This is a genomic window from Streptomyces sp. NPDC045899, from assembly GCF_056431485.1.
Genome location: NZ_JBWKKP010000008.1, coordinates 217499 through 238930, shown reverse-complemented (window position 1 = coordinate 238930; position 21432 = coordinate 217499). Strand labels below are relative to the sequence as shown.

Below are 21432 nucleotides of genomic sequence, written 5' to 3'. Positions count from 1 at the left end.
GGCCGGGCGTGCGTCAGCAGGATGGGGAAGCGCTCACCCAATGGAATGGCCTTGGGTAAAACCGGGAACCCCGCGATGTGCGACGTCAGTCCTGCTGCGGAGGACGTGTACGAGAACCGGGCCGGAGCCCGCGCGGTCAGCCGGAGGGCGTCTCCGAGGCCGCCCGCGCGGCGATGTCGGTGCGGTGGTGGGAGCCCTCCAGACCGATCCGGTCCACTGCCCGGTACGCCCGCTCGCGTGCGGTGGCCAGGTCGGAACCGGTCGCGGTGACGGAGAGCACCCGGCCGCCCGCGCTCACCACGGCGCCGGACCCGGCGTCCTTCTTGGTGCCCGCGTGCAGCACATACGCCTCGGGGGCGTCCTGCTCGGCGATGTCCGCCAGTCCGGTGATCGGGTCACCCGTACGCGGTGTGCCCGGGTAGTTGTGCGAGGCCACGACGACCGTCACGGCCGCGCCGTCGCTCCAGCGCAGCGGGGGCAGGGCGGCCAGGCCGCCGGTGGCGGCCGCCAGCAGCACCCCGGCCAGCGGGGTCTTCAGCCGGGCGAGGACCACCTGCGTCTCGGGGTCGCCGAAGCGCGCGTTGAACTCGATCACCCGCACACCGCGCGAGGTGATCGCCAGACCCGCGTAGAGCAGCCCCGAGAAGGGCGTGCCACGGCGGCGCAGCTCGTCCACGGTGGGCTGGAGCACGGTGGCCATGACCTCGTCCACCAGCTTGGGGTCGGCCCAGGGCAGCGGGGAGTACGCACCCATACCGCCGGTGTTCGGGCCCTCGTCGCCGTCGTGGGCGCGCTTGAAGTCCTGGGCGGGCTGGAGCGGGACGACGGTCTCACCGTCGGTGATCGCGAAGAGGGAGACCTCGGGGCCGTCCAGGAACTCCTCGATCACCACACGGCCGCAGGCCAGCGCGTGCTCACGGGCTGCCTGGACATCACCGGTCACCACGACGCCCTTGCCCGCGGCCAGTCCGTCGTCCTTGACGACATAGGGGGCACCGAAGGCGTCGAGGGCCTCGTCGACCTCGGCGGGGGTGGTGCACACGTAGGAGCGGGCGGTGGGGACGCCCGCGGACGCCATCACGTCCTTGGCGAACGCCTTGGAGCCCTCCAGCCGCGCCGCCTCGGCGGACGGCCCGAAGACCGGGACACCGCGACCGCGCACGGCGTCGGCCACGCCGGCGACCAGCGGGGCCTCGGGACCGACGATCACCAGGTCGGCCGAAAGGCCGGTGGCGAGGTCGGCGACGGCGCCGCCGTCGAGGGCGTCGACGGCGTGCAGCTCGGCGACCCCGGCGATGCCGGCGTTGCCGGGGGCGCAGTGCAGTGCGGTGACGTCGGGGTCGAGAGAGAGTGCGCGGCACAGGGCGTGTTCGCGGGCGCCGCCGCCGATGACGAGGACCTTCACGGTATGCACCCTATTGCCTCCGCCACCGGGAGCCCCCTCGGGGGTTTCGGCGGACCCCGGGAGGGGCGCGCCCGTCGGGGGTTGCGGGGGGTGCCGTGTCCCTGGGCGGCGCCCGGCGGGGGTCGGGCCGGGGACGGGGCCACTCTTTCGGGTGAGGGGGTGGGGGTGCCTATATCCGATGTGCCACCACTAATGGGCGGAAATCCCTTCATCGGGTCCGCGTGGCCAGCCGTTCGGCGGTAGGAATGGGGGCCGCGCGGCAGCCGCGCGCCACGGATACGCCAGAGATACGCCGCCGCAGAGGGAGCGCACGGGTGAGTCAGCCGGAGATGCAGCCCGAGGGGCTCCCTCGGCCGGAGGGTGCGAGGAAGCAGGGGGACCTGCTCGGTCGCCCCTTCCCGCACGGCGACTGGGGCGAGCCCGCGGAGCGCCTCGACGAGGTGTACCAGTGGGTCGAGGAGGGCGCGCTGCGGGTGGCGGAGTGGTATCTCGCCGACCGGCTGTGGAAGCGGCGGACCGCGCAGGGCCTGCGGGTGGGGGCGGCCGCCGGGGCGGTGGTGGGGGCGGCGCTGCCGCTGCTGGATCTGGCCGGGCTGCTCGGACGGGGCGCCGGCTGGGGCGCCTTCGCGCTGCTGCTGGCCGTGGCCTGCGCGGGGGCCGACCGGTACTTCGGGCTGACCTCGGGCTGGATGCGGGACATGGCCACGGCGCAGGCGGTGCAGCGGCGGCTGGAGACGCTGCAGTTCGACTGGGCGTCGGAGAGCGTGCGGGAGGTGCTGGGCCCGACCGAGGGCACCGCGAGCGAGGCCGTGGAGCGGTGCCTGACGGTGCTGCGGCGGTTCTGCGAGGACGTGTCCGAGCTGGTGCGGACCGAGACCTCGGGGTGGATGGTGGACTTCGGCTCCGGTCCGGCGCCGCTGTTCAGCCAGGCGCTGGTGGTCCAGGGCCCCCGCCCGGACAGCGGGAGCCCCGCGAGCCGCTTTCCGCTGCCGCCGAGCACCCGGCCCAATATGCCGCGGCAGCGGCCTCCGGAGCCGCCCCGCTGAGCGGTGGCACACGTCCGGCGGAGCGCTCAGCTGAACACGATCATCGAGCCCTGGCCCAGACTGCGGGTCGCCGCCGCGTGCAGCCCCAGCCACACATGGCGTTCCCGCGCGAACGGGCTGTCCTCGTACGGCGCCGGGACGGCCGGTTCCTCCAGGCTGGTGGGCCGGGACGGGGGCGCGGGAGCGGGCGGGGGGTTGGCGGCGTCGATGCCCAGCGCCGGGGCGACCGCTTCCAGTTCGCGCAGCAGCCCGTGGCTGGAGCCCAGCGGGCCACCGCCCTCGAGGAGTTCGTCGTTGGACAGCGGGCTGGGGAAGTCGACCGGGACGTAGGCGCCGGCGTGGTCGTAGTGCCACACCAGGTGCGACTGCTGAGCGGTGGACTCGAACATCTCCAGCAACTGCTCGTAGTCGCCGCCGAGTTCGTCCACCGGCGTGACCGCGAGTCCGCACAGTTGCAGCATGTAGGCGCGGCGCAGGAAGTGCAGCGCGTCGTAGTCGAAGCCCGCGACGGGGGCGACGTCCCCCGACAGTCCGGGCATATAGCCGAAGACGGGCACGGGCGGCAGACCGGCTTCACCGAGTGCCTTGTCGTACGCGGCGATCTCCTCGGCGAAGGGATTGTCGGGGCTGTGGCACAACACGTCGACGAGGGGGACCAGCCAGAGGTCACATGCCACGCGATCTCTCTCTCGTATCCGTACGGTCGGTGGTCGGCCCAGCGTAGTGCCCCGCGTACGCCGCGCGAAGAGTGCTGACCACCGGTCGGCCACCGGTACGCCGCCGCGTCCGCCTCAGCCCGTACTACTGGGGAAGCTGGTGGAGGAGGGGTCGAAGAAGGCGGTGTTGGGAGGGTTGGAGCCATCCGGGTCGCGCGTACTCGGGGTGTCCGTCGGCGTCGGCTCGGTGGACGATCCGGACGGCGACGACGACGGCGACTCCCCCGGCGACCCGCTCGGACTCCCACTCGGCGAGCCGCTCGGCGACCCGCTCGGCGACCCGCTCGACCGCGGCTCCGATGTGGCCGGGCCGGGGCCCGGCACCTGGTTGGCGGGTGGAGCGCCGCCGTCGCCGGGCAGGACCCGCACGGCCAGCGCGAACACCATGGCCACCAGCACCACCGCGAGCGCCGCCGCCACCGGCACCGCCACCTTGCGCCGGCGCACCCGGCGCTGCCCGCGCCGTACGGCACGGGCCACGTCCACCCCGGGGGCGCCGGCGCCCGGTTCCAGACCGCGCAGCGGGGCGAGCAGGCGGTCGGCCTCCCGCTCCAACTCTTCGTCACGCATGGCCGCTACTCCTTCCTCTGCCCCACGGTGGTCACGGACGAGGGCGGTTCCACACCGAGCTGGGCCCGCAGCCGGACCAGACCGCGCGCGGACTGGCTCTTCACGGTGCCCTCCGAACAGCCGAGGATCCCGGCCACCTCGGCCACCGGCAGATCGCACAGGAACCGCAGCACCAGCACCGCCCGCTGGCGCGCCGGGATCCGGGAGAGCGCGGTGTGCACGACCGTGCGGGTCTCGACGTCCGGTCCCCCGGCGGCGGGCGGCAGCCCCGGGGTCTCGTGCGGCGCCCCGGACAGCCGTACCCGCGCCCAGCCGAGCCGCTGTTCGTTGAGGAAGCAGCGCATCAGCATGGTGTGCACATAGCGGTCCATGTCGGTGGCGGCACGGGCCCGCCGCCAGTGCACATACAGCTTGGTCAGCGTGGCCTGTACGACGTCGTCGGCGCGGTGCGGGTCCTTGCACAGCAGATGGGCGATCCGGCGGAGCGCGGGCAGCCTCGCGGAGACGTACGCGGTGTACGTCTGCTCCACTTCCGCCTCGGCACCCGCCCGCGGCCCGGACCGCCCGGGTGCCGCCGCGGGCCCGGTCTCGCTCCCGCTCACGTGCCCCCGCTCACCCCCTCTCCGGCCACCTGCCAGACCCAGACGCCACCGATCCACTGCCCCGGCCGCCCCAGCAGCCGTTCCAGGAAGACACGCAGCGCGCCGTCGGCCGGTTGCGGGGCGAGCACAACCGCTCCCGCGCGCCAGAAGCGCAGGTCCTCCGCGGCGGCGCGGCGCTCGGCGGGACCGACGCCCAGCGGTCTGCCGGTACGGACCACCTCGCTCAGGAGGCTGGCGGTGTCACGCGGCACCGGGCCGTAGATCCCGGTCCGGTCCGGTCCGTAGGGGCCGTTGAAGTAGCCGCCGGGCAGCGCGAAGCCGAATCCGGCGGTGACCTGCCAGTGCAGCGGTTCGGCGTACGCGGGCTCCGGCACCGGGACGGGCACGAGGGTGCGGCCCTCGGGGACGTATGCCCGCCACGTGCCGTCGGCGACGAACGGGGGCACCGGAACCCGGTCGACGGTGGCCAGCGGGGTGGGCACGAGCGGCAGCAGGGCGGCCAGGACGACCGCCCATCCGGCGATCCGCCGCGGCCGGTCCCGGCCCTCGTGCACCAGCCGGTCGACGGCCAGGGCCAGCAGGATGGCGAGCGCGGGCACCGCGGCCAGCGCCACCCTCGACTCGATGACCGACTCCAGCAGCGGCAGCCGGGCGAGGGGCCGCCACGGCCCGGGCAGCGTCCGGTCGGTCCCCGGCAGCGGGATCGAACGCCCCAGGGACAGCGCCATCATGGCGAACGCCGTCCACGCCAGCGCCCGGACCCGCGGCTCCCGCCACCGCCACACCACGACCACGGCGGTGAGCGCGAGCAGCGGCCAGCCGAAGAAGGCGTTCTGCTCGGTGCGGTTGTGGGCCAGCCCGTCCGCGGTGGCCGGGTCGCCGCCGAGCGAACGGCCCGCGAACTCCACCAGCGCGCCCGGCGGATGGCCCGCCGGGCCGTGCAGCACGCTGACGTACGACTGGGCGCCGAAGAACTGCCGGTACAGCGGATAGGCCAGCAGCGTCACCGCGACACCCCCGGCGACGGCCAGTCCGCGCAGCAGCGGACCACGGGCGGCACGGGCCGCGGCGGGGTGGGCGACCGCGTGGCCCAGCGCGAAGAACAGCAGCCCCAGGGCGGCCAGCAGCAGCGCCTCCTCGCCCAGGAACACCTGGTAGGTGAGGAACAGACCGAGGACGACCCCGTCCCGTACGGCACGGGCGTCGGGTTCGCACAGCCGCAGCAGCCGGTCCACGATCAGCGGCAGCATGAACAGCACCACGAAGTTGGGGTGTGCGTTGGCGTGGGAGACCATCCCCGGGGCGAACGCGCACAGCGCCCCGCCGAGGGCGGCGGCCGGACGGGAGGTCACCAGACGCCGCAGCAGCAGCCAGTACCAGGCGGCGGCGGTCGCGGCGAGTCCGGCGGTCAGCACCAGCGCCCAGGTCAGGGCCGGACCGCACAGGACGGTCACGGGCGCCAGCGGTACGGACAGGCCCAGCATGGTGGTGTTGGCCATGAGGTTCACCCCGGACGGGACGTTCTGCAGCGTGCTGAAGAACGGGTCGCGGAGGGCGAAGACATTGTCGGCGGTGACCGCGAAGAACCACTCCCACTGGTTCTGGTCCTCCCCGCCGTCGACGAGATAGCGGTGCTGAGGGTCGCGCCACAGACCGTGGAACAGCACCACGGACAGCAGCAGATAGCCCAGGCACACCATCCGGTCGGCGGTCCGGACCCGCCGCCACGCGCCCGCCACCCGCAGTCGCACCAGCTCCAGCAGCACCCGGGCGTAGTCCGTCGCGCGGACCTTGGAGCCGGGCTGGTGGGCCCAGCGGACCGGCACCTCGGCGACCGGCCAGCGCGCGCCGTGGAACATCCGCAGGATCTCCACATCGATGCACCAGCCGTCGAGCCGGGAACGCCCGAAGACCGCCCGTGCCCGGTCGCCCTCGAAGAGCTTGAAGCCGCACTGGGTGTCGCGGACACCGGGCACCGCCACCGCCCGGATGATCCGGTTGCCCGCCTCGCCGAGCAGATGCCGCAGCGGATGGCGGCGCACCGCTCCGGCGGCCTCCGGGGGGTGGGCGCGGGAGCCGATGGCGGCGGCGTAGCCCTCGTCGAGCCGGTCGTGCAGGGCCGCCAGTTCCTCGATGGGGGTGGCCAGATCGGCGTCGGTGACCAGCACCCGGCGGCCGCGCGAGGCGAGCACGCCGAGCCGTACCGCGTGGCCCTTGCCGTGGTTGCCGGTGACGGGGGTGGCGCGGAGGGTGTCCGGGGGCGGGCCCAGCAGCCGGATCCGGGGTTCGGTGGCCGCGGCCGCGCGGACGGCGTCGGCGGTGCCGTCCGTGGAGCCGTCGTCGACGACGATGACCTCCCACCCCGCGTGCCGGCCGGGCGAGGAGCGCAGATAGCGGCAGATCGCGTCGAGGGTCCGGGGCAGCCGGTGCTCCTCGTCGTACGCCGGGACGACGACCGTCAGATCGACGGTGTCCGGGGCGCGCGCAGGCGTCGGCGTCGGTCGGCGGCCCGCGGTGGGGGTGGGCGGAGAAGGTGGCACGCGTGGGGGACCACCTCGAACCCCCGTGGCGTTGCGTGTTCTGCATCACACTCCGCCGCGGCGGTGTCCGGAGCGCCGGATCAGCGCGCCCCCGACTCCTCCGCCAGCCGCTCGATCAGGGTGCGGAAGTGGGTGTTGTACGCCTCTATCAACCGCTCGGAAGTGGCCGGATCGCCCCGGGTCACCGCGGCGGTGAGCTCGCAGTGGCCCGCCCACAGCAGCCCGCGCAGATCGGGCACCCGGCGCAGGTACGGCACGGTGAACACCCAGGTCTGCACCCGCAGCCGCTGGAGGAAGTCCAGGATGTACGGGTTGCCGACCAGCCCGCAGATCTCGCGCCAGAAGCGCAGGTCGTAGCCGATCAGGATGTCCAGGTCACCGGAGCGGGCGGCCCGTTCGGCCTCCTCGGCCCGGCGCCGCACCGAGGCCAGCGCCGCCTGGGTCATGGTGCGCAGCGTCCGGTCGCCGTAGTGGCGGAACACACCCTCGACGACCATGGTGCGGGCGTCGACCATGTGCCGGAAGTCCTCGATGGTGTACTCGTGGACCTTGAAGCCGCGGTGCTCCTCCACCTCCAGCAGCCCCTGCGAACACAGGTCGAGCAGGGCCTCGCGGACGGGGGTCGCGGAGACTCCGTACTGGTCGGCGATCTCCTTGACGGTGAACTGCCGGCCGGCCGGGAGGCGGCCCGCGAGCACCTCGTCACACAGCGCCTCGGCGATCTGCTGCCGCAGGGTGTTCCGCTTGACCGGGCTGGTGCCGGGCACGGGCATCGAGGACCGTCTCCTTCCGCGGCCGTCATGATCACTGAAAAGCGGACGGCCCTCGCATCACGATATGCGAGGGCCGTTGCGCACAGTGGCCCGGAGTGCGGCAGTGGTCTACACCGGATGCCCACACGAGGCCGTCCGGGGCCGCGGGGCGTCTGCCTTGGTCAGACCGGGTGTGGGGGCGGTCAGACGGTGTGAGCGTCGGCCGCGGACAGGGCCTCGTCCAGAACGGCCAGGCCCTCCTTGGCCTCGGTCTCGGTGACGGTGCACGGCGGCACCACATGGGTGCGGTTCATGTTCACGAAGGGCCACAGACCGCCGCGCTTGCAGGCGGCCGCGAAGTCGGCCATGGGCTGGTTGGCCGGGCCACCGGCGTTGTACGGCACCAGCGGCTCGCGGGTCTCCTTGTTCTTCACCAGGTCCAGCGCCCAGAAGACGCCCGTCCCGCGCACCTCGCCCACCGAGGGGTGGCGCTCGGCGATCTCGCGCAGCCCGGGGCCGATCACGTTCTCGCCGATGGCGGCGGCGTTCTCCACGATGCCCTCCTCGGCCATCGTGTTGATGGTCGCGACCGCGGAGGCGCAGGCCAGCGGGTGGCCGGAGTAGGTGAGGCCGCCGGGGTAGGGCCGCTGGTCGAAGGTGGCGGCGATCTCGGCGGAGATCGCCACACCGCCCAGCGGCACATAGCCGGAGTTGACGCCCTTGGCGAAGGTCAGCAGGTCGGGAACGACGTCGAAGTGCTCGGCGGCGAACCAGCGGCCGGTGCGGCCGAAGCCCGCCATGACCTCGTCGAGGACGAAGACGATGCCGTGGCGGTCGCAGATCTCGCGGACACCGGGCAGATAGCCGGGCGGCGGGACCATGATCCCGGCGGTGCCGGGGATGGTCTCCAGGACGATCGCGGCGATGGTCTGCGGACCCTCGAAGGCGATGGTGTCCTCGAGGTGGCGCAGGGCGCGCTCGCACTCCTGGGCCTCGTTCTCCGCGTGGAAGGGCGAGCGGTAGAGGAACGGCGCCCAGAAGTGCACCACTCCGGCCGAGGCGGAGTCCGACGGCCAGCGGCGCGGGTCACCGGTCAGGTTGATCGCGGTGGAGGTGGCGCCGTGGTACGAGCGGTAGGCGGAGAGCACCTTGGGGCGGCCGGTGTGCAGCCGGGCCATCCGGACCGCGTTCTCCACGGCCTCGGCACCGCCGTTGGTGAAGAAGATCTTGTCGAGGTCACCGGGGGTGCGCTCGGCGACCAGCCGGGCGGCCTCGGAGCGCACGTCCACCGCGAAACCCGGGGCGATGGTGCACAGCTTGGCGGCCTGCTCCTGGATCGCGGCCACGACCTTGGGGTGCTGGTGGCCGATGTTGGTGTTCACCAGCTGACAGGAGAAGTCGAGGTAGCGGTTGCCGTCGTAGTCCCAGAAGTACGCGCCCTCGGCGCCGGCGACGGCGAGCGGGTCGATCAGACCCTGCGCGGACCACGAGTGGAAGACATGCGCACGGTCCGCGGCCTTGACGGCGGCACCGGCGACGGGGTCGGGAGTGGGCTGCACGGACACGTTCGCTACCTCTGATCGCTCACGGGGCGGGGGTGCGACCAGCGTACGGACCGGGGTCCGGGCCCGTCACCGACATGCTGTCCGGCATTTCCCGTGGCTCTCGACACACTGCCGGGCATGGTCGGCCGTCTCCCCGCATCCGACCATCCGATCCCTATTGACAGCACCCTGTCGATACGACAGTCTACTGTCATCGACGCGGGGCCGAACGGGGAGCCTCGCGCACCGGACCGAGGAGAGACCATGGGACGCCGGACCGTGCACGTGGCCGTCTACGACACGCTCGCCGACTGGGAGATCGGGCACATCACCGCCCACCTCCGCGAGACCGCCTTCCACCGCCCGCCCCGTGAGGGCTTCACCGTCGCGTACGTCGCGGCCCGGCCGGGTCCGGTGACCACGATGGGCGGGATGCGCGTCGAGCCCGATCTGACCCTGGCGGAGCTGCGGCCCGAGGACAGCGCGATGCTGATCCTCCCCGGTGCGAGCGCCTGGGAGGGCGATCCGGAGATGTCGCGCTTCACCCGCGCAGCCCGTGAGTTCCTGGAGGCGGGAGTGCCGGTCGCGGCGATCTGCGGCGCCACGGCGGGGCTGGCGCTGGAGGGGCTGCTGGACGAACGGGAACACACCAGTGCCGCCGCCGGGTTCCTGGCCGCCACCGGCTACAAGGGCGGTGACCACTACCGCGAGGCGGACGCGGTCACCGACGCGGAGAGCGGTCTGATCACGGCCGGGCCGACCGAGCCCGTCGCGTTCGCCCGGGAGATCCTGGCCCGGCTCGAGGTGTTCGAACCCGAGGTGCTGGACGCCTGGTTCCGGCTGTTCTCGGCGTCCGACGCGGCCGCGTACGGCGTCCTCGAAGCGGCTGCCGCGCGATGACGGACGGCACCGGCGGGACCGAGGAGGTGCCCGCGTTGCTCAGCGGGACGGCGCTGTCGGTGTTCCGGCTGAACGGGCAGTTCCTCGCCGTCTCCGAACGGCTCTCCCGTCCGGCCGGACTGACCGCCGCCCGCTGGCAGGTGCTCGGCGCGGTCCTGGAGGAGCCGCTGCCGGTGGCCGGGATCGCCCGTGCCATGGGCATCACCCGGCAGAGCGTGCAGCGTGTCGCGGACCTGCTCGTCGACGCGGGGCTCGCGGTCTACCTCCCCAACCCCGCCCACCGCCGCGCCAAACTCCTCGCCCCCACCGAGGCGGGCCTCACCGCGGTGCGGGCGATCGTCCCCGGCCACCGGGAGTTCGCCGGGCAACTGGCCGAACGACTCGGCGGAGCGGCCGGATTGGCGGAGGTCAGGGAGGCCCTGCGCCGGTTGACGGAGGCCCTCGACGCCCTGGAGCCCGGCGCCGGGGACACCCCAGGGTCCTGACCGGCCACCGTCGCACGACAGGTACCGGTCAGATACGGAACCGATAACGGATCCCATGCGTCGTCCACTTCGCTCCCAGCCCCCCTTTATTCTCTCGGGGGGCTGATCAGGGGGATCAGGGGAAGGGACAACGACGCATGGAAGACCTGGGGGCCGAGGACCCTCGCTGGATCGGCGACTACCGGCTGCTGCGGCGGCTGGGCGCGGGCGGTATGGGCCGGGTGTTCCTGGCCCACTCCTCCCGCGGCCGCACGGTGGCGGTGAAGCTGGTCCAGACGGAGCTCGCTCAGCAGGCCGAATTCAGACGGCGGTTCAAGCAGGAGGTGCGGGCCGCCCAGCGGGTCGGCGGGGAGTGGACCGCGCCGGTCCTCGACGCCGACACCGAGGCCGCCACTCCCTGGGTCGCCACCGGCTATATCGCCGGACCCTCGCTGCACACGATCGTCGCCGAATCGGGGTCCCTGCCCGAACGGACGGTGCGTGTCCTCGGCAACGGACTCACCCGGGCGCTGCATGACATCCACACCGCCGGTCTGGTCCACCGCGATCTGAAGCCCTCCAACATCCTGGTCACCATCGATGGTCCGCGGGTCATCGACTTCGGTATCGCGCGGGCCCTGGAGACCGTGACGGACGGTCTGCTCACCCGCAGCGGCGCCGTGGTGGGCTCACCCGGCTTCATGTCGCCCGAGCAGGTGCGCGGTGAGCGGGTCACCCCGGCGAGCGATGTGTTCTGCCTGGGCTCGGTGCTGGCCTTCGCGGCCACCGGGCGCCAGCCGTTCGGCACCTCCGACAGCGGTGTGCACGCGGTGATGTACCGGATCGCGCAGGAGGAGCCGGACCTCGGTGGTCTGCCCGAGAACCTGCGCGAGCTGGTCACCGACTGTCTGAAGAAGACCCCGGAGGACCGGCCCGGCCTGGACGCCCTGCTGGAACGCACCGGCGGGGACGCGCCGGACGTGGACGAGGACGGCACCGGGGCCGGTGAACCCTGGCTGCCCGGCGCTCTCGTGGCACAGCTGGGCCGGCACGCGGTGCAGTTGCTCGAGGTCGAGACGCCCGCCGCGCCGCTGACCCCGGGGATGCCCGCCCCGCCGTCGGCGCCGCCGGTCGCCGGACCGGCGCGGCCCCCGCTCCCGGCACCGCCGTCGACCCCGCCGCCGCCCACCGCACCGCCGTCGGCCACCTCCTTCCCGCTGGCACCGGCGGAGCCGCCGAAGCCTCCGCAGCCCGCCACGCCACCCGTGCCCCCGGCCCCGGCCACTCCGCCGAAGCCCGCACCGGCACCGGCACCGGAGAGCGACGCTCAGAACGCCGAGACGCCGGACGCGGCGGTACCGAGCCCGGACGCACAAGCCACCGACGCCCGGAACGCCGACGCCCAGGACACCCCCGGCACCCCGGCCGCCGGCACACCGCCGGCTCAGCGATCCGTCCCGCGGGCCACCGACCCGCGCCGCCAGGACGGCGCCCCCGCGTCCGCCCCGGACGCACCGGACGCCCAGCGGGCGGAGCAGCCCGCGCCACGGCCGGAGGCGGCGGCCGCGCCCACTCCGCCGCAGGCCTTCGGGCCCCCGGCGGTCACCTCGTTCGGAACCGCGCCGCGGGGCGGCGGCTCCGGCGCCCCGCACCTCCACGGCTCCACCGGCTTCGGCCCCGGCGGTCCGGCGGGTCCGGGCGGGCCCCAGGGCCCGGGTGGCCCCGGCGGTCCGGCCGCGCCCCAGCCGCCCAAGCGCCGCCGCCGCAAGGCGCTCATCATCACCTCGGCCGCCGTGGCCACCGTGCTGATAGCCGGGGTGGCCGCCGTCGCCGTCCTCAAGGGCAACGACGGCAAGGACGACAAGGCCGGGCCCGACCGCGACAAGGCGACGCACACCGCCCCCGCCGATCCCGGGGGCGCCGACACCGGCGGTGAGCCCGGCGGTTCGGGCTCCCCCGGCCCGTCCTCCACCAAGCTGGGCTCCACCGGCGACGTGCCCAAGGAGTACCTGGGCGCCTGGGAGGGGGAGATCACGGAGAGCGGTGAGACCACCGGCAAGATCCGCCGGATCGTGCTCTCCCAGGGTCAGGTGGGCGCACCCGTCGCCGACACCCTGACCTCGACCGAGGACATGTTCTGCCAGACCTCGGCCACCCTGAAGTCCGCCGACAGCCTGCTGCTGATCGAGGACGAGGAGGTGGACACCAGCGTTCCCGACGACGCGTGCAGCGCGGTCGGCGAGCAGACCCTGCGGCTGGGCAACGACGGCTCGATCGCCTGGAGCACCACCGACGGTTCGTCCGAGGCCACGCTGCGCCCCGCGAAGTCCGGCGGCAAGCCCGTCCCGGCCACCTACGAGGGCACCTGGCTGGCCAAGAGCGCGTTCGGGAAGGACGACGCCACCCTCAAGATCACCATCCGCCAGGGCGCGGTCGGCACCGCGGTGGCCGAGGAGGTCGGCGACAGCAAGAAGTACCACTGCGAGGGCAAGCGGATGCTGGCCTCGGTCTCCAAGGGAGTGGTGCTCAGCCCGGCCAGGATCACCGACGGCAACCCCAAGGATCTGTGCACACCGGGCGATTCGCTGACATTCACCGCCTCCGGCAAGGACAAACTCCGAGTGGAGTACGACGACCCGGATGACTACAGCGATGAGACGATGACCCAGACATTCACCCGACTCAACTGATCGGCCGATCGGCAGACGGACCGTCGGCACACGGACAGGAGCCACACCGCGATGGAGAACCTCGGGGCCCAGGACCCGCGGTGGATCGGCGAGTACCGGCTGCTCGGCAAGCTGGGCGAGGGCGGGATGGGCAAGGTCTTCCTCGCCCGTTCCGCCCGCGGCCGTACCGTCGCCGTCAAACTGGTACAGGCCGAACTCGCCCGCCAGGCCGACTTCCGCGGCCGCTTCCAGCGGGAGGTGGAGGCGGCGAGACGGGTCGGCGGGCAGTGGACCGCGCCCGTCCTGGACGCCGACACCGACGCCGAGGTGCCGTGGGTGGCCACCGGCTACATCGGCGGGCCCTCGCTGCACGACGTGGTGGCCGAGGGCTTCGGGGCACTGCCCGAGCGTTCGGTGCGGGTGCTGGCCCATGGACTGTCCCTGGCGCTGCGCGACATCCACGGCGCCGGGCTGGTCCACCGGGACCTCAAACCGTCCAACATCCTCATCACCATCGACGGCCCGCGGGTCATCGACTTCGGGATCGCCCGCGCCCTGGACGCGGTGGACAGCACGGTGGGGGGCGGCAATCTGACGATGACCGGCGCGGTCGTCGGCTCCCCCGGTTTCATGTCGCCCGAGCAGGTGCGCGGCGAAGTGGTCACCGCGGCCAGCGATGTGTTCTGTCTGGGCTCGGTGCTGGCCTTCGCGGCCACCGGGCGCCAGCCGTTCGGCAGTGTGGCCAGCGGTATCCACGCCCTGATGTACCGGATAGCCCAGGAGGAGCCCGATCTGACCGGGCTGCCCGAGGGGCTGCACGGCATCGTCTCCGCCTGTCTCAACAAGGACGCGGCGCTGCGGCCCTCGGTCGCGGACCTCGTGGCGTACACCGAGCGGACCGGTCCGGAGTCCGAGACCTGGCTGCCCGGTGAACTGCTCGCACGGCTCGGCCGGGACGCGCTCCAACTGCTGGAGGTGGAGACGGAGAACGCCCAGCAGGGCCCGGTGGGCCCGCACGCCACCGCCTACGCCCACCCGGCCGCCCCCTCGACACCCACCCCTCCCACGCCCCACACCGGACACGCGCCCCACTCGGGGTACGCCACGCCCTCCGCCTACGGCTCACCCCCGCACGCCGGATCGCCCGGTTATCCGGTGACCGGGGTGGGCGCGCCCGCGCCGCAGTACGGTCAGCCCTGGCAGGGCGGCCATCAGACGCCGTTCCCGTACCAGGGGCGGACGGCCGCGGTGCTGCGGTCGGCGCGGGGGCTGTGCACCGGGGTGCTGACGGTGTTCGGCATCTGGATCGTGCTGACCGTCATCCACCTGTATCTGAACCTGTCGCTGTTCGGTGCCTACCGCGATCTGCTCGACGGCACCGGCACCAGGGCGGCGGTCGACCACCGCAGGGACGCGGTGGAACCGATGGACATGTTCCTGTTGTTCAGCGCGGTGGCGGTGATGGTGGTGTGGCTGGTCTGGTTCCGCCGCGCCTACCTCAACGCCACGGTGCTGACGCCGGGACGGCAGCGGTTCAGCAGCGGCTACGCCGTCGGCTCCTGGTTCATCCCGGTCGCCCAGCTGTGGCAGCCCAAGCAGATCGCCAATGACATCTGGAACTCCAGCGTGCCCCCGGGCCCCGGACGGGTCTCCCGGGCGGTGCTGCACTGGTGGTGGACGCTGTTCGTGGCGATGTTCTGGATCGAGCCGATCACCGGACTCGTCGAGCTCGGGAGCGACACCGACAAGGAGCGGCAGGTCGCCGCCGGCTTCCTCATCGTGGACGACATCGTCTCGCTGCTGTGCGCGGTGCTGGCGCTCACCGTGGTGGTGCGGATCACCAGGATGCAGGAGCAGCGGGTCCCGGGGCCGGCCGCGCGGCAGCCCGCGCCGCCCGCCGGGATGTTCGGCCCGCCCGCCGGGCACTGACCCGGGCGGTCATAGGCGAAGTCCCCGGCCGTATCGGCGATACGGCCGGGGACCTCGTCGTCCCGGGGACCCCGTGCGGAGAACCCTGGGCTCACGCCGGATCAGAGGAACGAGTTGATCTGGATCGTCTCGTCGCGGCCCGGGCCGACACCGATCGCCGAGATCGGCGCGCCCGACATGTCCTCCAGCGCCTGGACATAACGCTGCGCGTTCTTCGGGAGGTCGTCGAAGGTCTTCGCCTTGCTGATGTCCTCCGTCCACCCCGGCAGCGTCTCGTAGATCGGCTTGGCGTGGTGGAAGTCGGTCTGGCTGTACGGCAGCTCCTCGACCCGCTTGCCGTCGATCTCGTACGCCACGCAGACCGGGATCCGCTCCCAGCCGGTGAGCACGTCCAGCTTGGTCAGGAAGAAGTCGGTGAGCCCGTTGACCCGGGTCGCGTAGCGCGCGATCACCGCGTCGAACCAGCCGCAGCGGCGGTCACGGCCGGTGGTCACACCGCGCTCACCGCCGATGGTGCGCAGCTTCTCGCCGTCCTCGTCGAACAGCTCCGTCGGGAACGGACCCGCGCCGACGCGCGTGGTGTACGCCTTCAGGATGCCGATCACGCGGTTGATCTTCGTCGGGCCGACCCCCGCGCCGGTGCAGGCACCGCCGGCGGTCGGGTTGGAGGAGGTGACGAAGGGGTACGTGCCGTGGTCCACGTCGAGCAGGGTGCCCTGGCCGCCCTCGAAGAGCACGACCTTGCCCTCGTCGATGGCGTCGTTGAGCACCAGGGTGGTGTCCGCGACGAAGCCCCGGAGCTCGTCCGCGTAGCCGAGCAGCTCCTCGACCACCTGGTCGACGGAGATGGCGCGCCGGTTGTAGAGCTTGGCGAGGACCTGGTTCTTCATGTCCAGGGCGGCTTCGACCTTCTGCCGCAGGATGGACTCGTCGAAGATGTCCTGCACCCGGATGCCCACGCGGTTGATCTTGTCCGCGTAGGACGGTCCGATGCCCCGGCCGGTGGTGCCGATCTTGCGCTTCCCCAGGAAGCGCTCGGTCACCTTGTCGAGGGTGGTGTGGTACGGCGTGATCAGATGCGCGTTACCGCTGATCATCAGCTTGGACGTGTCGACGCCGCGTTCGTTCAGCCCGCTCAGCTCGGAGAGCAGGACCGCGGGGTCCACGACGACGCCGTTGCCGATGACCGGGGTGCATCCGGGCGAGAGGATGCCGGACGGGAGAAGGTGCAGCGCGTACTTCTGGTCGCCGACGACGACCGTGTGGCCTGCGTTGTTGCCGCCCTGGTAGCGCACCACATAATCAACCGAGCCGCCGAGCAGGTCGGTGGCCTTTCCCTTGCCCTCGTCACCCCACTGAGCACCGAGCAGCACAAGTGCGGGCACAGGCGTACACCCCTTCCGGGCGGGGCATGTCCAACGTGCGTGGGTGGCGCGCGCCACCACCAGAGCCGTCGAACCGGTGCCCCGGATAGACGAAGCCCCTGGCGCAACAGCGACAGGGGCTCTTGCACCGAGAGATTACCTGAGGAAGGACCGAGGTGTCGGCTCCAGACCCCTGGCACTCTCCGCCGGACACCGTCCGGGAGCGCCCCCTGCTTGTGGTCATCGACCCCGCTGCCCGGCGAACGGACGGGGAGTCGGTGCGCATCGCGAAGGATGTGCTGTGCGCGGGCGCACAGACGAAAATCTGTCTGCCGGACGGTCCGGACGAAGTCGAGCGGGCCCTCGCCCGCCGCGGCGCCCGCCGTCCGGTGGTGGTCGGTGACGACCGCGCGCTGCTGCGCGTGGTCGAGGTGCTCCACCGCCGCCGGGAGCTGGCGGACGCCACGCTGTCGGTGGTCCCGGTCGGCGGACCGGCCACGGTCGCCCTGGCCCGGTCGCTGGGGGTGCCGACCGATCCGGTCGCGGCCGCCCGTACCGTCCTCGACGGTGTCGCGCACCCGCGTGACCTGCTGGTGGACGACAGCGGCGGGGTGGTGCTCGGCGGACTGCGGATCCCGTCCGGACCGCGGACCGACCCGGCGGTGCGGCCCGCGGGCCAGGAGCCGTACGACGCGGACGGGGCGGCGCCGGGCCCGGCGTCCGAGCCCGGCCCACCGGCGGGACACGCATCCGGCGCGGACCGGCCAGGCGGCCACCGGAACCACCGCGAGAGCCCGGGCACGGGCCCGCCGGGCGGTGGCTCCCCGCCGTGGTGGACCCCGGCGGCGCGCACCGCGCGCACAGCGCTGACGCTGCTGTCGCTCCCGGTCATCGGCCTGACCGGGGGCACCCGCCGCCGTGTCCACCCGCCGCCCCCGCACCGACTGCGGGTCGAGGCGGACGGGGTACTGCTGACCGATCTGGACCGGCCGGTCACCCGGGTCTCGGTGGCCACCGCGGCCGGACCGGGCGCCGGCGGACTGGCCGAGGTCGTGGTCCATCCGCACGCGGCCGGTGGTCCGGTGCGCGCGCTGGCGCGCGCGGTGACCGTCTCCGGCCAGGACTTCCGCTACCGCGCGGACGCCCTGGTCCGCGGTCCGGTCCGCAGCCGCACCTGGACCGTCCTGACCGAGGCCTGGACCCTGATCCTCCCGCACCGCACCTGACCGGCACCGGAGCCCCGCTCGACCCCACCGGGCGGGTACTCCCGCGCGGCCCGGTACCGCGTCAGCCGGGGGTTCGCCCGGTAGCGAGGCGTCCTGGCGCGCACCTCCCGGCGGCAGTTGGGGCGCGGGCCCGGAGGGAGGGGGCCCAGTGCCCCATCAGCCAGGGTCTGCCCCGCTCGCCGCCCTGGCACGGCCGCCTCCGGCTACCGCTGGGAGGTGCCCCCTGCGGCGTGCCGAACCGGCCGAGCAGGCCCACTACGAGGCCGATCCGGCGCCTTGCAGCCGACCGCACCAGGACACCTCGCTACCGGGCGAACCTTGGCTGACGCGGCACTAGAGGCCGGCGGACTCCCGGCGGGCGGCCTGGTGGGCCCGCCAGCGGTCGAGCATCTTGGGCAGTTCCTTCTGCATGAAGTCGAAGAAGTCGGCGGTCTCGGTGACCCGCAGCCCGGCCGGGGTGTCGGGGCCGAGCACCTCCGCGCCGTCCCGCATGGTGCCCTCCCAGCGGGCGAGGAGCTGGTCGCGGCGGGTGAGCGTCTCGTACCAGACCTCGTTGTACAGCCGGTAGCGGTCGCGGCGTGAGCCGGGCTCCCGCTCCCGCGCGACCATGTCCACCTGGGTGAGGTAGCGCACCGCCCCCGAGACCGCGGCCGGGCTGATCTGGAGCCGCTCCGCGAGCTCCGCGGAGGTGAGCTGTCCGGAGTCGGAGACGAGCAGGGCCGCGAACACCCGGGCGCCCATCCGCTGCATCCCGGCCTCGGCCAGATCCGCCGCGAACCGCTCGACGAACCGCGACACCGCCTCTTGGTCCCGCGAGATGTCCGTCGCGCGCTCCGGTTGCGTCGTCTCCCTCACCAGCTCATCATCTCCTCTCTCCGTCACATCATCATAAGTTTATACGGTTCCTTAACTTCACAAATTTCTGAAACTAGCGTAGCTTCGGAAACATGAAGACGGCAATCTCCGCGTCCGGCCTGCACAAGTCGTTCGGCCGGACCCACGCGTTGGACGGCCTCGATCTCGAAGTCGAGGCAGGTGAGGTCCATGGCTTCCTCGGGCCGAACGGTGCCGGGAAGTCCACCACCATCCGGGTCCTGCTGGGGCTGCTGCGGGCCGATGCCGGTGCGGTCCAGCTGCTCGGCAAGGACCCCTGGCACGACGCGGTCGACCTCCATCGGCACATCGCGTACGTCCCCGGAGACGTGACCCTGTGGCGCAACCTCAGCGGTGGCGAGGTCATCGACCTGTACGGGCGGCTGCGCGGCGGACTGGACGCGGCTCGGCGCGCCGAGCTCCTGGACCGCTTCGAGCTCGACCCCACCAAGAAGGGGCGCACCTACTCCAAGGGCAACCGCCAGAAGGTCGCCCTGGTCGCCGCGTTCTCCTCGGATGTCGAGCTGCTGATCCTGGACGAGCCCACCTCCGGGCTCGACCCGCTGATGGAGGAGGTCTTCCGGGAGTGCGTGGCCGAGGAGCGCGACCGCGGCCGCACGGTGCTGCTCTCCAGCCACATCCTCAGCGAGGTCGAGGCGCTGTGTGACCGCGTCAGCATCATCCGCAAGGGCGCGCGGGTGGAGTCGGGTTCGCTCGCCCAGCTCCGCCATCTGACCCGTACCTCGGTCACGGCCGAGCTGGCCGGGCCGGTGAACGGTCTGTCAGAGCTCCCCGGCGTGCACAACCTGGACGTCCAGGACCGCCGGGTCAAGCTCCAGGTCGACAGCGACCATCTGGACGGGGTGCTGCGCCAGCTCACCCAGTCCGGGGTGCGCAGCCTCATCTCGACCCCGCCGACGCTGGAGGAGCTCTTCCTGCGGCACTACCAGGACGACGCGTCCCGCGCCGACGAAGGGGCGGTCGCCCGATGACCGCCGTCGCCGACGCGCGGGTCCCGGCCCGCACCCGCGGCTCGTCCAAGGACCTGGCCGGCACCGGCACCCTGCTGCGGCTCGCGCTGCGCCGCGACCGGATCATGATGCCGGTCTGGGTGCTGTGCCTGGGGCTGACCGCGAGCAGCACCGTGGGCCGTCTCAAGGGCGCGTACGACACCCCCGAGGCCCGCTCCGATCTCGTCGCCGACATGAATGGGAACGGCTCGACCCGGGCCCTGTTCGGTGCCGCCTTCGACGATTCGCTCGGGGCGCTCACCGTGTGGCGGGTGGGCGCGTTCCTCTCCGTGTTCGCCGCGATCATGAGCCTGCTCATCGTGATCCGGCACACCCGCGAGGAGGAGGAGACCGGCCGTCAGGAGGCGCTGTCCGCCTGTATGGTCGGCCGCCGCGCGGGGCTGACCTCGGCCCTGCTGGCCGTGGGCATCGCCAACGCCGCGGTCACCGTTCTGATCGCGGGCAGTCTCGCGGGCCAGGGCGGCACCGGCGCGCTCGCGCTGGGGCTGGCCGTCGGCCTGTCCGGGATGGCCTTCGGCGGGCTGGCCGCCGTCGCCGCCCAGCTCACCGAGAACGCACGGCTGGCCCGCGGGCTGACCTCCGCGGCCGTCGGTGTCGCCTTCGTGCTGCGGATGGCGGGCGACGCCGCCGAGGACGGTTCGCGGGGCTCCGGCCATGTGCTGGTGTGGCTCTCCCCGCTGGGCTGGGCCGAGTACGCCCGGCCGTTCGCGGACGAGCGCTGGTGGCCGCTGCTGCTGATCGCCGTGCTCGCCGCCGCCTCCATCGCCCTGGCCTACTCGCTGGCGGGCCGCCGCGACGTGGGCGCCAGCTTCTACGCCACCCGCCCCGGCCCCCCGGCCGCCGGACCGTCCCTCAACGGGGTCTATGGACTGGGCTGGCGGCTGCACCGCGGCGCGCTGCTCGGCTGGAGCGCGGGCTTCGTCTTCGCCGGTCTCATCTTCGGCGCCATCTCCGACGGGGCCGACGACTTCCTCGGCGACAGCGACCAGACCCGCGAGATCATCCAGCGGATGGGCGGCGCCCAGGGACTGAACGACGCCTTCCTCGCCTCCATGGTCGGCATCCTCGGCACCATCCTCACCGTCTACACGGCGAGCGCGGTGCTGCGGCTGCGCAGTGAGGAGACCGACCAGCGCGCCGAGCCCCTGCTGTCCAACGCGGTCAGCAGGCTGCGCTGGGCCGGGAGCCATCTGGTCATCGCCTATCTCGGCCCGGTCGTGGTGCTCGCCATCGGCGGACTCGCGCTGGGCGTGGGCTACGGCGTGGCCGCCGACGACATGGGCGGGATCCCGCGCGCCGTGGGCGCCACCCTCGCCCAGGCCCCCGCGCTCTGGGTGGTCACCAGCGCCGCCGTCTTCCTGGTCGGTGTGGTGCCGAAGTACACCTCCGCGGCCTGGGCCGTGGTCGGCTGGGTGGTGGCCCTGGGCTGGATGGGCCCGGCGCTGAAGGTGTCCCAGTCGGTGATGAACACCTCGCCGTTCAGCCATCTGCCGAAGCTGCCCGGTGACGATGTCACAGCCGCGCCCTTCCTGTGGTCGCTGCTGCTCTCTGTCGTTCTGACCGCCGGAGGTCTGGTGGGACTGCGCCGTCGCGACATCGGCGGCTGACCCCCGTCAGCCCACCGCCCCCGGCCCCTCGGCGCCGGCCCCGCGCTCCCCGCGGCGGTCGGCGCCGGGTGGCGTCCGGGGGCGTTCCGCCGCGTCAGATCATGTACGCGGGCTCGTTTCCGCCGGGACGTCTCCTCCGGTGCGCTATTCGCCGGGGGTTTTCGCCGGGGCTATCCACATGCTGTGGACGGAGA

The 21432-nt window shown here is 73.1% G+C and carries 17 protein-coding genes; 8 read left to right on the top strand and 9 right to left on the bottom strand.

The window, feature by feature from the left end:
- Positions 1-136: 136 nt before the first annotated feature.
- Positions 137-1405 (bottom strand): phosphoribosylamine--glycine ligase, encoded by a 1269-nt coding sequence (gene purD / locus AC07FT_RS14940; RefSeq protein WP_471192502.1) that lies wholly within the window; start codon positions 1403-1405, stop codon positions 137-139.
- A 314-nt stretch (positions 1406-1719) separates the two neighbouring features.
- On the opposite strand from purD, the gene AC07FT_RS14935 reads away from it, so the two are divergent.
- Complete coding sequence (locus tag AC07FT_RS14935; protein ID WP_479176573.1) at positions 1720-2451, top strand: SLATT domain-containing protein; 732 nt, start codon at positions 1720-1722, stop codon at positions 2449-2451.
- Between the two features lie 26 nt (positions 2452-2477).
- On the opposite strand, the gene AC07FT_RS14930 is transcribed toward AC07FT_RS14935, so the two are convergent.
- The 6 genes from AC07FT_RS14930 to AC07FT_RS14905 all read right to left on the bottom strand — a co-directional run bounded on the left by AC07FT_RS14930 (position 2478) and on the right by AC07FT_RS14905 (position 9196).
- Positions 2478-3128: a hypothetical protein gene (locus AC07FT_RS14930; protein WP_254744767.1), complete on the bottom strand. Its 651-nt coding sequence runs from the start codon at positions 3126-3128 to the stop codon at positions 2478-2480.
- Positions 3129-3242: 114 nt separating this feature from the next.
- Complete coding sequence (locus AC07FT_RS14925; RefSeq protein WP_479176572.1) at positions 3243-3737, bottom strand: hypothetical protein; 495 nt, start codon at positions 3735-3737, stop codon at positions 3243-3245.
- Positions 3738-3742: 5 nt separating this feature from the next.
- On the bottom strand, positions 3743-4339 hold the full coding sequence (locus tag AC07FT_RS14920) for a SigE family RNA polymerase sigma factor (RefSeq protein ID WP_432012496.1): 597 nt from the start codon (positions 4337-4339) through the stop codon (positions 3743-3745).
- Positions 4336-6879, bottom strand: coding sequence for a dolichyl-phosphate beta-glucosyltransferase (locus AC07FT_RS14915; protein ID WP_479176571.1), 2544 nt, complete (start codon positions 6877-6879; stop codon positions 4336-4338). The genes AC07FT_RS14920 and AC07FT_RS14915 overlap by 4 nt, the downstream gene beginning before the upstream one ends.
- A gap of 80 nt (positions 6880-6959) precedes the next feature.
- Complete coding sequence (locus AC07FT_RS14910) at positions 6960-7652, bottom strand: GntR family transcriptional regulator (protein ID WP_471192493.1); 693 nt, start codon at positions 7650-7652, stop codon at positions 6960-6962.
- Between the two features lie 182 nt (positions 7653-7834).
- Complete coding sequence (locus tag AC07FT_RS14905; protein ID WP_471192492.1) at positions 7835-9196, bottom strand: aminotransferase class III-fold pyridoxal phosphate-dependent enzyme; 1362 nt, start codon at positions 9194-9196, stop codon at positions 7835-7837.
- 243 nt (positions 9197-9439) lie between these two features.
- On the opposite strand from AC07FT_RS14905, the gene AC07FT_RS14900 reads away from it, so the two are divergent.
- The 4 genes from AC07FT_RS14900 (at position 9440) to AC07FT_RS14885 (ending at position 15137) form a co-directional block, all read left to right on the top strand.
- Positions 9440-10075, top strand: a complete 636-nt coding sequence (locus AC07FT_RS14900) for a DJ-1/PfpI family protein (protein WP_479176570.1) — start codon at positions 9440-9442, stop codon at positions 10073-10075.
- Positions 10072-10560, top strand: a complete 489-nt coding sequence (locus tag AC07FT_RS14895) for a MarR family winged helix-turn-helix transcriptional regulator (protein WP_479176569.1) — start codon at positions 10072-10074, stop codon at positions 10558-10560. The genes AC07FT_RS14900 and AC07FT_RS14895 overlap by 4 nt, the downstream gene beginning before the upstream one ends.
- Before the next feature lie 137 nt (positions 10561-10697).
- A complete protein-coding gene (locus AC07FT_RS14890) occupies positions 10698-13229 on the top strand; it encodes a serine/threonine-protein kinase (RefSeq protein ID WP_479176568.1) in 2532 nt (843 codons plus the stop codon).
- Between the two features lie 51 nt (positions 13230-13280).
- Positions 13281-15137: a protein kinase domain-containing protein gene (locus tag AC07FT_RS14885; protein WP_479176567.1), complete on the top strand. Its 1857-nt coding sequence runs from the start codon at positions 13281-13283 to the stop codon at positions 15135-15137.
- A gap of 101 nt (positions 15138-15238) precedes the next feature.
- Here the strand turns inward: AC07FT_RS14885 and AC07FT_RS14880 are convergent, their stop codons facing one another.
- Positions 15239-16522, bottom strand: coding sequence for an adenylosuccinate synthase (locus AC07FT_RS14880; protein ID WP_479176566.1), 1284 nt, complete (start codon positions 16520-16522; stop codon positions 15239-15241).
- A gap of 155 nt (positions 16523-16677) precedes the next feature.
- On the opposite strand from AC07FT_RS14880, the gene AC07FT_RS14875 reads away from it, so the two are divergent.
- Positions 16678-17727, top strand: coding sequence for a diacylglycerol kinase family protein (locus AC07FT_RS14875; protein ID WP_479176565.1), 1050 nt, complete (start codon positions 16678-16680; stop codon positions 17725-17727).
- A 333-nt stretch (positions 17728-18060) separates the two neighbouring features.
- Here the strand turns inward: AC07FT_RS14875 and AC07FT_RS14870 are convergent, their stop codons facing one another.
- Entirely contained in the window at positions 18061-18582 is a 522-nt protein-coding gene (locus AC07FT_RS14870) for a GbsR/MarR family transcriptional regulator (RefSeq protein ID WP_479176564.1), read from the bottom strand.
- Positions 18583-18674: 92 nt separating this feature from the next.
- Here AC07FT_RS14870 and AC07FT_RS14865 point away from each other — a divergent pair, with 92 nt between their 5' ends.
- Together AC07FT_RS14865 and AC07FT_RS14860 are read left to right on the top strand one after the other, a co-directional pair.
- Complete coding sequence (locus tag AC07FT_RS14865; RefSeq protein ID WP_471192476.1) at positions 18675-19592, top strand: ABC transporter ATP-binding protein; 918 nt, start codon at positions 18675-18677, stop codon at positions 19590-19592.
- A complete protein-coding gene (locus tag AC07FT_RS14860; RefSeq protein ID WP_479176563.1) occupies positions 19589-21238 on the top strand; it encodes an ABC transporter permease in 1650 nt (549 codons plus the stop codon). The genes AC07FT_RS14865 and AC07FT_RS14860 overlap by 4 nt, the downstream gene beginning before the upstream one ends.
- The last annotated feature ends 194 nt before the right edge of the window (positions 21239-21432 follow it).

Bases quoted from the DNA above. Each gene is read 5' to 3' on its own strand.
- AC07FT_RS14890 (WP_479176568.1), top strand. From the start codon at position 10,698: ATGGAAGACCTGGGGGCCGAGGACCCTCGCTGGATCGGCGACTACCGG.
- AC07FT_RS14860 (WP_479176563.1), top strand. From the start codon at position 19,589: ATGACCGCCGTCGCCGACGCGCGGGTCCCGGCCCGCACCCGCGGCTCG.
- AC07FT_RS14910 (WP_471192493.1), bottom strand. From the start codon at position 7,652: ATGCCCGTGCCCGGCACCAGCCCGGTCAAGCGGAACACCCTGCGGCAG.
- AC07FT_RS14900 (WP_479176570.1), top strand. From the start codon at position 9,440: ATGGGACGCCGGACCGTGCACGTGGCCGTCTACGACACGCTCGCCGAC.
- AC07FT_RS14865 (WP_471192476.1), top strand. From the start codon at position 18,675: ATGAAGACGGCAATCTCCGCGTCCGGCCTGCACAAGTCGTTCGGCCGG.
- AC07FT_RS14895 (WP_479176569.1), top strand. From the start codon at position 10,072: ATGACGGACGGCACCGGCGGGACCGAGGAGGTGCCCGCGTTGCTCAGC.
- AC07FT_RS14885 (WP_479176567.1), top strand. From the start codon at position 13,281: ATGGAGAACCTCGGGGCCCAGGACCCGCGGTGGATCGGCGAGTACCGG.
- AC07FT_RS14925 (WP_479176572.1), bottom strand. From the start codon at position 3,737: ATGCGTGACGAAGAGTTGGAGCGGGAGGCCGACCGCCTGCTCGCCCCG.